Origin of the sequence: Idiomarina sp. PL1-037, assembly GCF_034422975.1 — a bacterium.
GTDB lineage: Bacteria > Pseudomonadota > Gammaproteobacteria > Enterobacterales > Alteromonadaceae > Idiomarina.
In genome coordinates this window covers 1,547,772-1,560,708 of record NZ_CP139873.1, presented here as the reverse complement: position 1 = coordinate 1,560,708, position 12,937 = coordinate 1,547,772, and the positions used below count along the sequence as shown (strand labels likewise).

The 12,937-nt window shown below is 46.3% G+C and carries 10 protein-coding genes and 1 pseudogene; 5 read left to right on the top strand and 6 right to left on the bottom strand.

What is annotated here, in order from left to right; all coding sequences use genetic code 11:
• Positions 1-32: 32 nt before the first annotated feature.
• The 6 genes and pseudogenes from U0358_RS07300 to ubiG all read right to left on the bottom strand — a co-directional run bounded on the left by U0358_RS07300 (position 33) and on the right by ubiG (position 5,835).
• A complete protein-coding gene (locus U0358_RS07300; RefSeq protein WP_011234612.1) occupies positions 33-299 on the bottom strand; it encodes a GrxA family glutaredoxin in 267 nt (88 codons plus the stop codon).
• Positions 300-401: 102 nt separating this feature from the next.
• The gene (gene yfaE / locus U0358_RS07295; RefSeq protein WP_317496998.1) at positions 402-662 is read right to left on the bottom strand and encodes a class I ribonucleotide reductase maintenance protein YfaE; all 261 of its coding nucleotides are present in this window, start codon (positions 660-662) and stop codon (positions 402-404) included.
• Positions 663-665: 3 nt separating this feature from the next.
• Positions 666-1,799, bottom strand: a complete 1,134-nt coding sequence (gene nrdB, locus U0358_RS07290) for a class Ia ribonucleoside-diphosphate reductase subunit beta (protein ID WP_317496997.1) — start codon at positions 1,797-1,799, stop codon at positions 666-668.
• Between the two features lie 18 nt (positions 1,800-1,817).
• Positions 1,818-4,147 (bottom strand): annotated as a pseudogene (nrdA, locus tag U0358_RS07285) (class 1a ribonucleoside-diphosphate reductase subunit alpha).
• A 272-nt stretch (positions 4,148-4,419) separates the two neighbouring features.
• Positions 4,420-5,103, bottom strand: a complete 684-nt coding sequence (locus U0358_RS07280) for an HAD family hydrolase (protein ID WP_317496995.1) — start codon at positions 5,101-5,103, stop codon at positions 4,420-4,422.
• Positions 5,104-5,835 (bottom strand): bifunctional 2-polyprenyl-6-hydroxyphenol methylase/3-demethylubiquinol 3-O-methyltransferase UbiG, encoded by a 732-nt coding sequence (ubiG, locus tag U0358_RS07275; protein ID WP_322405793.1) that lies wholly within the window; start codon positions 5,833-5,835, stop codon positions 5,104-5,106.
• 149 nt (positions 5,836-5,984) lie between these two features.
• Here ubiG and gyrA point away from each other — a divergent pair, with 149 nt between their 5' ends.
• From gyrA to cmk, 5 genes are all read left to right on the top strand, one after another.
• Positions 5,985-8,624, top strand: a complete 2,640-nt coding sequence (gene gyrA / locus U0358_RS07270) for a DNA gyrase subunit A (protein WP_317496993.1) — start codon at positions 5,985-5,987, stop codon at positions 8,622-8,624.
• Positions 8,621-9,706 carry a 3-phosphoserine/phosphohydroxythreonine transaminase gene (serC, locus tag U0358_RS07265; protein ID WP_322405792.1) on the top strand — a complete coding sequence of 362 codons (1,086 nt, stop codon included), beginning with the start codon at positions 8,621-8,623 and terminating at the stop codon, positions 9,704-9,706. Before gyrA ends, serC begins: the two co-directional genes overlap by 4 nt.
• A gap of 31 nt (positions 9,707-9,737) precedes the next feature.
• Positions 9,738-10,841 (top strand): histidinol-phosphate transaminase, encoded by a 1,104-nt coding sequence (hisC, locus tag U0358_RS07260; protein ID WP_322405791.1) that lies wholly within the window; start codon positions 9,738-9,740, stop codon positions 10,839-10,841.
• Positions 10,834-12,123 carry a 3-phosphoshikimate 1-carboxyvinyltransferase gene (gene aroA, locus U0358_RS07255; RefSeq protein ID WP_322405790.1) on the top strand — a complete coding sequence of 430 codons (1,290 nt, stop codon included), beginning with the start codon at positions 10,834-10,836 and terminating at the stop codon, positions 12,121-12,123. The genes hisC and aroA overlap by 8 nt, the downstream gene beginning before the upstream one ends.
• Before the next feature lie 97 nt (positions 12,124-12,220).
• Positions 12,221-12,913 carry a (d)CMP kinase gene (gene cmk / locus U0358_RS07250; RefSeq protein ID WP_253620441.1) on the top strand — a complete coding sequence of 231 codons (693 nt, stop codon included), beginning with the start codon at positions 12,221-12,223 and terminating at the stop codon, positions 12,911-12,913.
• The last annotated feature ends 24 nt before the right edge of the window (positions 12,914-12,937 follow it).

Sequence of the window (12,937 nt, the reverse complement as noted above, 5' to 3'; positions counted from 1 at the left end):
CTCTACGATAGGGTTACATTACTTACACAGAATTATGCTGTATAAAGCCCTAAGTTCTCTTTTGCGTAGGCTTCAAATTCTGTGAAACCGCCAACGTGTTGTTCGTCGACAAAAATTTGAGGAACCGTTTGTACCGGTTTGCCTACCGTTTTTTCCAGGTCAGCTTTGCTGATGCCTTCAGCGTGAATGTCGACATAGCGATAATCAAAATCTTCCATATCGGCTTTTAATTTATCCGCAACTTCTACGGCGCGAACACAAAAAGGACAACCCGGACGTCCAAAAATGACTGTAAACATGAAATACCTCTCTCACAAAAATTTATAGTGCCATTATCCAGATTTTATTGCTGGTTAACAATTGTTCTGCACGATGGCCACAATCGGTTTAATGAATAATACTTAGTGGTCAATGTCCAGATCTGACTCCGGAACGCAGCAGCAGGGCAGAATGTCGCCTTTTCTGACATAAGCCAGAGGTTCTGTTGTATAACGGATTTTACCGGACTTTAGGGTGCTACGGCAGGCACCACAAAAGCCACTGCGGCAGTGGTAGTGCATTTCTAACTGATGCTTTTCTAAGGCCTCGAGTAAGGTGCCTTCAGTCGCGTCAACGGCAAGTTCGGGCCCACCGTTGACAGTGACTTTAAAGGTGTTAGCCATAGCTTAGAGATCAAAGTCCCCAAGGTCGGAAGCATTCACTTCGCTGTCTATCTGACCAACAAGATAAGAGGTAATTTCTGATTCCTGCGGCGCTACTTGAACGTTGTCTGAAACCAGATACTTGTTCATCCACGGTAGTGGGTTGGAACGCTGGTTCTCAAACGGTGCGTCAAAGCCAATGGCCTGCATACGTAAGTTCGCAATATATTCTACATACTGACAGAGCATGCTCTCATTCAGGCCAATCATTGAGCCGTCTTTAAACAAGTAGTGCGCCCACTGCTTTTCCTGCTTCACTGCTGTCATGAAAATATCATAGGCATCGTCGCGCAGTTCTTCGGCAATTTCTTTCATTTCCGGGTCGTCTTCGCCGTATTGCCACAAGTTAAGAATGTGCTGTGTCGATGTCAGGTGAACGTTTTCGTCGCGGGCAATCAGCTTAATAATTTTTGCGTTGCCTTCCATTAACTCACGTTCTGCAAAAGCGAAAGTACAAGCGAAGCTGACGTAAAAGCGAATAGCTTCCAGGGCGTTAACCGAATTAATGCATAAAAACAGTTTTTTCTTAATTTCTCGCTGCGTTACGGTATGAGTTTTACCTTCAACAACGACATCGCCTTCACCGTGCGTCTGCAACAGTTGAGTATAGAAAATAAGATCATCGTAGTATTTAGAGATGTCATTAGCGCGAATTTTAATTTGCTCGTTAATGACGATGTCTTCAAAGACTTCGCTGGGATCACTAAACAAGTTACGCAGAATGTGCGTGTACGAGCGCGAATGAATGGTCTCAAAGAATGACCAGGTTTCAATCCAGGTTTCTAGCTCAGGAAGAGAAACAATAGGCAATAACGCGATATTCGGCGAACGCCCCTGAATTGAATCTAACAGTGTTTGATACTTCAGGTTAGAAATAAACACATGCTTTTCACTGGCTGTTAACTTGTTAAAGTCGATGCGGTCACGACTGACGTCGATTTCCTCAGGTCGCCAGAAAAAACTGATTTGTTTTTCAATGAGCTTCTCAAAAATGCTGTGCTTTTGCTGATCGTAGCGAGCAACGTTAACGGAGTTGCCTAAAAACATTGGCTCAGTTAACGGGTTATTCTGCTCTTGATTAAAGGTTGAGTACGACATTCGCTAACATCCTTCTTATTAAATTTTGCAGGCGCCGCCGGCACAGTCATCATCTTCTTCAATGATCACTTCTGTCGGTTGAGCTTGAGACGCAGCAGCACCTTTACGTGCAGCAATATCGGATTGATTATCCGCAGCACCGTCACGGGTGTTGTGATAGTAAAGCGTCTTAACGCCAAATTTATAGGCCGTTAATAAGTCCTGCAGAAGCTGCTTCATTGGTACTTTCCCGGCTTCGAATTTACTTGGGTCGTAATTGGTGTTCGCAGAAATTGTCTGGTCGACAAATTTTTGCATAATACCAACCAGCTCAAGGTATCCTTTGTTGTTAGGGATTTGCCATAACAGCTCGTACTTGTCTTTTAAGTTTTCGTAGTCTGGAACAACCTGTTTGGTGACACCGTCTTTTGATGACTTAATACTGACAAAACCACGAGGCGGCTCAATGCCGTTGGTCGCGTTAGAAATCTGTGACGATGTCTCAGAAGGCATTAACGCTGATAACGTTGAGTTACGCATGCCGTGTTGTTTGATGTCGGCACGAAGCTTGTCCCAGTCCAGACGCAGAGGTTCATCACAAACCTTATCCAGGTCTTTCTTGTAGGTATCGGTTGGCATAATGCCCTGAGAGTAGGTGGTCTCATTAAATTTAGGGCAGGCACCTCTTTCTTTAGCCAGGTTCATTGACGCCAGCATTAGATAATACTGTATTGCCTCAAAGGTCTGGTGAACCAGGCCGTTTGCAGAGCCGTCTGAATATTTAACACCGTGCTTGGCTAAGTAATAAGCAAAGTTAATAACCCCAATACCCAGAGTACGGCGGTTCATTGTCGCGTTGTACGCGGCCGGGACCGGGTATTCCTGATAATCCAGCAGGCTATCCAGTGCGCGAACGGCTAGGTCGGCAAGGTTTTCAAATTCACTTAAGCTCTCAATTTTGCCTAGGTTAAAGGCCGACAGAGTACAAAGGGCAATTTCGCCTTCTTCGTCGTTTACATGACTTAGAGGCTTAGTTGGTAACGCAATTTCAAGGCACAGATTACTCTGACGAATAGGAGCAACTTTAGAGTCGAATGGGCTGTGCGTGTTGCAATGGTCAACGTTTTGTACATAGATACGGCCAGTACTGGCGCGTTCCTGCATAAACAAACCAAACAACTCAATGGCTTTAATACGTTTTTTGCGGATGCTCTCATCCTGTTCGTACTGAAGGTACAAACGCTCAAATTCGTCCTGATCTTCAAAGAACGCGTCGTAAAGGCCTGGCACATCCGACGGGCTGAACAAGGTAATGTAATCGTCTTTAATCAGACGCTGGTACATGGTGCGGTTAAACTGCACACCGTAATCCAGATGACGAACCCGGTTTTCTTCAACACCGCGATTGTTTTTTAGTACCAATAAGCTTTCAACTTCCAGGTGCCAAAGCGGGTAGAACAGGGTAGCCGCGCCACCACGAACACCACCTTGCGAACAACTTTTAACTGCTGTCTGGAAATATTTATAGAACGGAATACAACCTGTGTGGAAAGCTTCGCCGTTACGAATAGGGCTACCCAGAGCGCGAATACGCCCTGCATTAATGCCAATACCGGCGCGCTGAGAGACGTATTTTACGATGGCGCTTGACGTGGCATTAATAGAGTCGAGACTATCACCGGCTTCAATCAGAACGCAGGAGCTGAACTGACGCGTAGGCGTGCGCACACCCGACATGATAGGTGTTGGTAGCGAGATTTTGAATTCAGAAGCGGCATCGTAGAAACGTTTAACGTAGTCCATACGAGTGCTTTTCGGGTAGTTGGCAAACAAACAAGCTGCTACCAGAATGTATAAGAACTGAGCGCTTTCGTAGATATCGCCGGTAACCCGATTCTGAACCAGATATTTGTTCTCGAGCTGCTTCACTGCTGCGTAAGAGAAGTTCATATCACGCCAGTGATCCAGAATGTCGTCCATCTGGTCAAATTCTGCTTCAGTATAGTCTTCCAGCAGGTGCTCATCGTAGCGATGCTCTGCAACCATCTTCTTGACCTGGTCGTAAAGACGGGGGGCTCAAACTTACCGTAGGCCCGTTTACGCAGGTGAAAAATAGCTAGACGCGCAGCCATAAATTGATAGTCGGGCGCTTCTTCTGAAATTAAATCAGCAGCGGCTTTGATGATGGTCTCGTGAATATCTTCGGTTTTAATACCGTCGTAAAATTGAATGTGAGACTTAATCTCGACCTGAGAAGCTGAAACGTTGTTAAGACCTTCAGCGGCCCACATGATAACCCGATGAATTTTATCGAGGTTTAGCGGTTCGCGTTCGCCGCTGCGTTTAGTGACATATAGTTGCTCGTTCATTCTGCGCCGACTCTTAGCTTTTTGTTATATGTATGTAGCCACTAGATATTGTGCTTATTAGTTGTACAGGGCGATATTCACACAATATCTAGTGTCTTAGGAATGGACAGTATGCTAGGTCTAACTGCCACTTCGATCAAGTAAATTTACGGGCAAAAATAGGAATAATTTTGATTTAGAAATCTTGATTTTTTGTCAGCCTTTGTTTGGCGTGAGTTTGCGCTGGTAATCTTGCTATATAATTTTTTGATCTTTCAAAAGATGTTTATAGATCAAGAGTTATCGATAGCAAGCAACTTCAGTAATTCGAGTGGTGACGCGATATGGTAGTCGGCTTGCCAGCGTTGTGGCTGATCCTCATTGCTAATATAGCCATATTCAGCAAGCACCGTAACCATACCCGCATTGCGGCCGGCTTCGATATCTCGTTCAGCGTCTCCGACATAAAGACAGTCGGCAGGTTCTACTCCCAGTTTTTCAGCCGCATAGAATAAAGGTTCCGGCGAGGGTTTCGCCACGCTTAAGGTATCACCGCTTACGACCACACGAATAGCTTCAAACTCCGGAAAGTGAGGCAGTAATTGTTGGGTTAAGCGCTCTGGCTTATTGGTAACTATGGCAACCTCAATGGATTCGCTCTGCAGCAAGGCAAGTAGCTCCAAAACGCCGGGGTAGGGTTGCGTATGAATGGCTATGTTCTCTTTATAAGCATTAAGAAATGCATGCCGGAGTTCAGCTTCCATGTCGCTGTACTCTTCGGCAAAAGCTAGCTGCAGCATACCTCTGGAACCATGAGACGCGACTGGTGTAAACACCTCAGCCGTAATGGCAGGGCGTTCGTATTGTTCGCATACGACGTTCAATGCAGCTCCCAGGTCGGGTGCTGTATCAAGCAAGGTGCCGTCTAAATCAAACAGTACCGCCTTTACGGGAGAACTTTTATCTGACGAGCTCATTTATTCTCCCGGTTTTTTTAAAGCGACAATATAGTTCACATCAACATCTTTCTCTGACAGCACAAAGCCTTTTAGCGGGTTAAAAATCAAACCGTTAATGGCGATATCTTCTAACGCGGCGGCATCTGTCATACGCAGTAGCTCTGATGGTTTGATAAAACGTTGATGCTGATGAGTTCCTTTGGGAACCCAGCCTAAAACATGCTCAGCGGCAACAATACCTAATAGCCAGGATTTTACATTCCGGTTTAGTGTGGAGAAAAAGATCTTCCCGCCAGGTTTTAGTGCTTTAGCACAGGCTTTTACAATAGCCTCAGGGTCAGGCACATGCTCCAGCATCTCCAGACAAGTCACCACATCAAAGCTTGCTGGTTGCTGCTCCGCCAGGGTTTCGATAGCAATGCATTGATAATCGATTTGACGGCCGCTTTCTGATGCGTGCAAACGCGCTACTTTTAATGATTGTTCGGCCAAATCGACACCGGTAACCTGAGCCCCACGTTCAGCCATAGCTTCGCTGAGTAATCCACCGCCGCAACCAACATCCAGTACCTTTTTGCCGAATAGGCCTTCAGTATGGTTTTCAATAAACCCTAGTCGAACGGGGTTTATTTCATGTAAGGGTTTGAATTCTCCATCGGGATCCCACCATCGCGAGGCCAGGGCTGAAAACTTTGCGATCTCTTCCGGATCGACGTTTTTTTGTTCACTTTTAGAGCTGCTGCTGGTCATAGATTACGCGTCTTTAAGAGATGGATAACGCGGCTAGTCTACCTCAGGCAAAGAATAAGAAAAAGAGGGTGCGAGACGCGTTTGGGATGGGTACAATGATTGGATCAAAATAACAATGAATATGCGGATCTATATTTAGGGAATAAACTATGAGCGATCTAGCCAGAGAAGTGTCACCGGTAAATATCGAAGACGAACTGAAAAGCTCGTACCTCGATTATGCCATGAGCGTCATTGTTGGGCGTGCTTTACCAGATGTTCGTGACGGCCTGAAGCCAGTACACCGACGTGTCTTGTTCGCAATGAACGAATTGCGCAACGACTTTAATAAACCTTATAAAAAGTCAGCTCGTGTCGTTGGTGACGTTATTGGTAAATATCACCCGCATGGTGATAGTGCTGTTTACGACACTATTGTACGTATGGCACAGAACTTCTCCTTGCGTTATATGCTGGTCGACGGCCAGGGTAACTTTGGTTCGGTTGACGGTGATTCTGCTGCGGCGATGCGTTATACCGAAATTCGCATGGCGAAAATTGCGCATCAGTTACTCGCCGATTTAGATAAAGAAACGGTTGACTTTGTCGACAACTATGATGGTACTGAGCGTATTCCTGACGTTCTGCCTACCCGAGTGCCTAACCTGTTAGTTAACGGTTCTTCTGGTATTGCCGTTGGTATGGCAACCAATATCCCACCGCATAATCTGACCGAAGTTATCGACGGTTCACTTGCCATGATTGATAACCCGGATATTGATGTTGAAGGGTTGATGGAATACATCCCGGGACCGGACTTCCCGACAGCGGCAACAATTTCTGGCCGTAGTGGTATTGTCGAAGCTTATAAAACGGGTCGTGGGCGCATTCATTTGCGCGCTCAGGCGGAAATTGAAGTTGATGAGAAGACCGGTAAAGAAACCATCATCGTTACGGAAATTCCGTATCAGGTGAATAAAGCTCGCTTAATTGAGAAGATTGCGGAACTGGTCAAAGAAAAACGCGTTGAAGGTATTAGCGCGTTGCGTGATGAGTCTGATAAAGACGGTATGCGTATCGTTATCGAAATCCGTCGTGGCGATGTGGGGGAGGTTGTTCTCAATCATTTGTACGCCAATACGCAGCTACAGGTTGTGTTTGGCATCAACATGGTAGCTCTGGATAAAAATCAGCCACGCCTGTTTAACCTACGCGATATGCTGGATTGCTTTATTCGCCACCGTCGTGAAGTGGTGACACGTCGCTCAGTCTACGAATTACGTAAAGCTCGTGAACGTGCTCATATTTTGGAAGGCTTAGCGATATCGCTGGCCAATATCGACGAAATTATTGAGCTTATCCGTCGCTCGCCAACACCGGCTGAAGCTAAAGCTGGTCTAATTGCCCGCGCATGGCAGTTGGGAGATGTCGCTTCAATGCTGGAAACAGCCGGCGTTGATGCTGCGCGTCCTGATCATCTGCCAGAAGAATACGGCATCCGGGGTGGCAATTATCACCTGACCGAAGAGCAAGCTCAGGCTATTCTGGATTTACGCCTGCACAAACTGACCGGTTTAGAACACGAAAAAATTCTGGATGAATATAAAGGTCTGTTAGAACAGATTGCTGAACTGCTGCATATCCTCAACAGTTCAGAGCGCCTGATGGAAGTGATTCGTGAAGAACTGGTAGAAATACGTAACAACTTCGGTGATGAGCGTAAAACGGACATTACTGCTGCTGCACACGACATCAGCATGGAAGACTTAATCAACGAAGAAGACGTAGTTCTGACGCTTTCTCACGAAGGTTATGTGAAGTATCAGCCACTGACTGAGTACGAAGCTCAGCGTCGTGGTGGTAAAGGTAAAGCCGCCACTAAGATGAAAGACGAAGACTTTATTGAAAGGCTGTGGGTAGCGAACACGCATGACACCATTTTATGCTTCTCAACCCGTGGTCGTATTTACTGGATGAAAGTTTACCAGTTGCCGCTGGCAAGCCGCGCGTCTCGCGGTAAACCTATCGTCAACTTGTTACCGCTTGAAGCCGACGAACGTATTACCGCTATTTTGCCAACACGGGACTATCCGGAAGATAAGTTCGTTGTTATGGCAACGCGCAAAGGCACTATTAAGAAAACACCATTACCAGAGTACTCACGTCCTCGTAACGGCGGAATTATTGCACTGAACCTGGTTGATGACGATGAACTGATTGGCGTTGACATCACCGACGGTAATGGCGAAATTATGCTGTTCTCTGACGCTGGTAAAGTGGTGCGTTTTGCTGAAGAGCAGGTGCGTTCAATGGGCCGTACCGCGACCGGTGTCCGTGGCATTCGCTTAGAAGAAGGGCAACGTGTTGTATCACTGATTGTTCCTCGCGAATACGAAGAGGAAGAAGCGAATGTATTAACCGTGACTGAAAACGGTTATGGTAAACGTACACCGTTAAGTGAATACCCAGCTAAGAGTCGTGCGACCAAAGGTGTTGTCTCTATTAAAGTCAGTGAACGTAATGGTTCAGTTGTTGGCGCTATGGAAGTTATTGATGGCAATGAGATCATGCTTATTAGTAACAAAGGTACTTTGGTAAGAACGCGTGTCAACGAGGTTTCAACCGTTGGTCGTAACACTCAGGGCGTGCGCTTAATTCGCACCGCAGATGACGAGAAAGTCGTTGGCTTACAGCGTATCGATGAAATTGATGAAGATGAAATGTTAATTGATGGCGAGGTTGCTGCTGAAGAAGGTGAAGCCGCAGCTGAAGACAATATTGAAAACCAAGAAGGTTCCGACGAGTCATGAGTCAGTTGTTTAACTTTTCTGCCGGACCGGCAATGTTGCCGGTCGACGTTTTGAAACAAGCTCAGGAAGAGTTATTGAATTGGAATGGACAGGGCGTATCTGTGATGGAAATTTCTCACCGCGACCCTGTCTATGTCCACATGGCACGTGAAGCCGAGCAAGACTTGCGCGATCTGTTAAACGTGCCGGACGACTATGAAGTACTCTTTTTGCAAGGTGGTGGACGCGGCCAGTTTTCTGCGGTCCCGCAAAATATTGCGTCACCGGATGCTACCGTAGATTATCTGGATACAGGAATTTGGTCTGGTTTTGCTATCCGGGAAGCCGAAAAATTTGTTTCCAAGGTGAATATTGCGGGGAAGGTTCAGGAAGGCGCTAAAGGCAAAGAAATTCAGTGTCCAGAAGACTGGGAACTGTCTGAAAATGCCGCTTATTTTCATTATTGTCCTAATGAAACTGTCGATGGTATTGCACTGCATGAAGTTCCTGACGTAAAGGCGCCAGTTATCGCCGATATGTCATCAAACATTCTTTCTGAACCACTGGATGTTTCAAAGTTTGGCGTTATATATGCTGGAGCCCAGAAGAATATTGGTCCTTCAGGTTTTGCCATTGCTATTGTTAAAAAGTCTTTATTAGGCGAGCCGCAGAAGCAGGTGTCGTCTATTATGGATTACCAACTTCAGGCGAAAGACGGGTCTATGTACAACACACCCAACACCTTTGCCTGGTACCTTGCTGGGCTGGTATTCAAGTGGTTAAAAGCGCAGGGCGGGTTAGTCGCTATGGGCGAACGCAATCGCTATAAAGCGCAGCTGTTATATGATTTTGTCGATAAGTCCGATTTTTACAGTAATACGATTAATCCGGCTTACCGTTCAATTATGAACGTTCCTTTTCAGTTGGCCGACGACAAGCTTGATGCGGAATTTTTACAAGGCGCTAAAAACGCAGGTTTATTAGGGTTAAAAGGGCATCGCTTTGTTGGTGGCATGAGAGCCAGTATTTATAACGCAATGCCGGTAGAAGGTGTGGAAGCATTGCTAAGTTATATGGCAGATTTCGAGCGTAAGCTTGGCTAAATAAATAGAATAAAAAAGGTAGTGAATCGCTATGGCAGAATTTAATGCATTAGAACTGGTTAATTCCGGAGTGAAGCAATTACGTCCGTATCAGGCAGGTAAGCCTACGTCTGAATTACAGCGTGAGTTAGGTCTGCAGCACGTGGTTAAGCTGGCTTCAAACGAAAACCCTCTGGGTTTGAGTGGAAAAGTAAAAACCGCGCTGGAAGCCGAGTTAACGGATTTAGTGCGTTACCCTGACGCCAATGGTTACTACCTTAAAAGCCGGCTGGCTGAGTTACATGAAGTTGGAACGCAGCAAATAACTCTGGGTAACGGTTCTAACGATGTTCTGGAAATTTTAGCCCGTACCTTTGTGTCGGATAAGAACGAAGTAATTTTCTCACAACACGCATTTGTGGTGTATCCGCTGGTTACTCAGGCTATCGGTGCTAAACCTGTTGCTGTTCCTGCAGTAGATTACGGGCACGATCTTGATGGTATGGCAAAAGCCGTTACCGATAAAACCAAGATGATCTTTATTGCTAACCCGAATAACCCAACGGGCACCTTTTTATCAACCTCAGCGCTAAAAGACTTTCTTGCTAAGATACCGCAAAATATCATTGTGGTTCTGGATGAAGCTTATTACGAGTATGTTCCGGAAGACGAGCGAGCGCCGTCGGTAGAGTGGATAAAAGAATATCCTAATCTGGTGGTTAGCCGGACGTTTTCTAAAGCCTATGGCTTAGCCGGTTTGCGCGCGGGATACGTGGTCAGTGACGAGAGTGTGGCAGACGTCCTTAACCGTATTCGTCAGCCGTTCAATATGAACTCGTTGTCACTGAAAGCAGCTGAAGTGGTATTAGATGATCACGCCTATTTGCAAAAAGCCGTTGAATTAAACGCACAAGGTATGAAGCAGTTAACTGACTTTTGTGAAGATTCAGGACTTAACTACATTCCATCTTACGGTAACTTTTTAACCATAGAAGTTGGGTCCGGTGCTGAGAAGCTTTACGACGAGCTTCTGCATGAAGGCGTTATTGTACGTCCTGTAGGTGGCTATGAGTTGCCTAATCATTTACGTGTCAGCATTGGTCTGCCTGAAGAAAATCAAGCCTTTATTAAGGCAATGAAAAAGCTGCGTGGTTAATTCTATTCATTTAGAGCCGCGGCAGCATTGTCGCGGTACTGTCACCTTACCAGGTTCAAAAAGCATTGCTAACCGGGCACTGCTTATGGCTGCTTTATGCCAGACTCCCGTCACCTTACATAATTTACTGGTTAGCGATGACACCAGCCGCATGCGTGAAGCTCTTAATGCATTGGGAGTGAGCTTTGAAGATGACAAACTCACTACCCGGGTGCATGGTTTAGGAGGGCATTGGAACAAACCTGCTTCTGATCTCTATCTGGGAAACGCCGGCACGGCAATGCGGCCGCTCATAGCCGTGTTAGCGGCAACATTAAAAAGCGAACATCAAGCGGTAGTGTTAAAAGGTGATGCCCGAATGCATGAGCGCCCGGTTAAGCACTTAGTTGATGCTTTACAGCCTCATAATGCCGGGGTTAACTATCTGGGGGAGACAGGGTTTCCTCCGTTAGAAATGACTTCTGGTTTAAAGTCGGGTCACTTTGAAATTGATGGTTCGGTATCCAGCCAATTCATTTCGGCTCTGCTGATGGCGCTTCCGTTACTGCCCGGTGATTCAACCCTGACATTAAAAGGGAATGTGGTTTCACGACCTTACATTGAACTGACGCTGCAAATGCTGTCTGATTTTGGCATTTCTATAAAAGAAGACTCTCCTCAGCGCTACGCTATTACCGGCGGACAATGTTACCAGTCGCCCGGCGAATACTGGGTAGAAGGTGATGCCAGCGCCGCATCTTACTGGATGGCCGCCGCGCTCTTAGGAAAAGGTCCTGTTGAAATTATCGGTGTCGGTAAAAACTCGATTCAGGGCGACAAACGCTTCGCCGAAGTTATTGAAGCCATGGGTGCGTCAGTAAGCTACCATAAAAACAGCATAACCGTATCCGGCACAGGAAACGTGCAGGGCATTGACCAGGACTTTAATGATATTCCCGATGCGGCAATGACGGTTGCGCCACTGGCTCTATTCGCAAATAGACCGACGACAATTCGTAATGTCGCAAACTGGCGGGTAAAAGAAACCGACCGTCTTCATGCTATGGCAACAGAGCTGCGACAGCTGGGTGCCATAGTCGATGAAAGCGAGGACTCTCTCCGCATTGAGCCGCTGAAGCACTGGCAACATGCCGCAATTGATACTTATGACGACCATCGCATGGCAATGTGCTTCTCCTTAGTCGCATTTTCGCCGACTGGAGTGACAATCAATGATCCCGGTTGTTGTGCGAAGACCTATCCCGACTATTTTTCCGAGTTTTCACGGCTCTGTCACAGTTAACTCTTAGACTCGTTGACTTTGATTAATGCAATTTTTTTACAAATGCGTATAATTGCGCGGCTAAATGCTGCGTAATGCAGAGCAATTAGAGGATTTTATGACAACTCATATTCCAGTCATTACGATTGACGGGCCGAGTGGGGCAGGGAAAGGAACGATAAGCCGATTATTGGCTGAAAAGCTAGGATGGCACTTGCTGGATAGCGGCGCTATTTATCGCGTGCTGGCATTAGCGGCTTTGCATCACGATTTCACACCGGAAGATGAAGAGAGCCTGGTGGCTTTGGCAGCGCATCTGGATGTGAAGTTTGAAGCAGAAGAAGAGCGTTCATTGACACATATTATTCTTGAAGGTGAGGATGTGACCATGACCATCCGTACTGAACAAGTGGGTAATATGGCGTCAAAAATAGCGGCTTTACCACGAGTCAGAGAAGCTCTACTGCGCCGCCAGCGTGGGTTTAAAGAGCTTCCAGGTCTGGTAGCCGACGGCCGTGATATGGGAACCGTTGTTTTCACTGATGCCGATGCCAAAATCTTTTTGACCGCTTCTGCCGAAGAGCGCGCAAGACGACGCTTCGAGCAATTGAAGGAAAAAGGTTTTGATGCTAATATTGATCAATTAGTGAACGAAATAAAAGAAAGAGATGATCGTGATACGAATCGCTCGGTGGCACCTCTTAAGCCAGCTGAGGATGCGTTGTATCTGGATTCCACTGATACGTCGATAGAAGACGTATTGGAACAAGTATTGACGTTTGCGCACAGCAAACTCTCAAAGACTAGCTAGGGTCAGGTGACCTTAATTAGGCGT

Bases quoted from the DNA above. Each gene is read 5' to 3' on its own strand.
- U0358_RS07300 (WP_011234612.1), bottom strand. From the start codon at position 299: ATGTTTACAGTCATTTTTGGACGTCCGGGTTGTCCTTTTTGTGTTCGC.
- yfaE (WP_317496998.1), bottom strand. From the start codon at position 662: ATGGCTAACACCTTTAAAGTCACTGTCAACGGTGGGCCCGAACTTGCC.
- nrdB (WP_317496997.1), bottom strand. From the start codon at position 1,799: ATGTCGTACTCAACCTTTAATCAAGAGCAGAATAACCCGTTAACTGAG.
- U0358_RS07280 (WP_317496995.1), bottom strand. From the start codon at position 5,103: ATGAGCTCGTCAGATAAAAGTTCTCCCGTAAAGGCGGTACTGTTTGAT.
- ubiG (WP_322405793.1), bottom strand. From the start codon at position 5,835: ATGACCAGCAGCAGCTCTAAAAGTGAACAAAAAAACGTCGATCCGGAA.
- gyrA (WP_317496993.1), top strand. From the start codon at position 5,985: ATGAGCGATCTAGCCAGAGAAGTGTCACCGGTAAATATCGAAGACGAA.
- serC (WP_322405792.1), top strand. From the start codon at position 8,621: ATGAGTCAGTTGTTTAACTTTTCTGCCGGACCGGCAATGTTGCCGGTC.
- hisC (WP_322405791.1), top strand. From the start codon at position 9,738: ATGGCAGAATTTAATGCATTAGAACTGGTTAATTCCGGAGTGAAGCAA.
- cmk (WP_253620441.1), top strand. From the start codon at position 12,221: ATGACAACTCATATTCCAGTCATTACGATTGACGGGCCGAGTGGGGCA.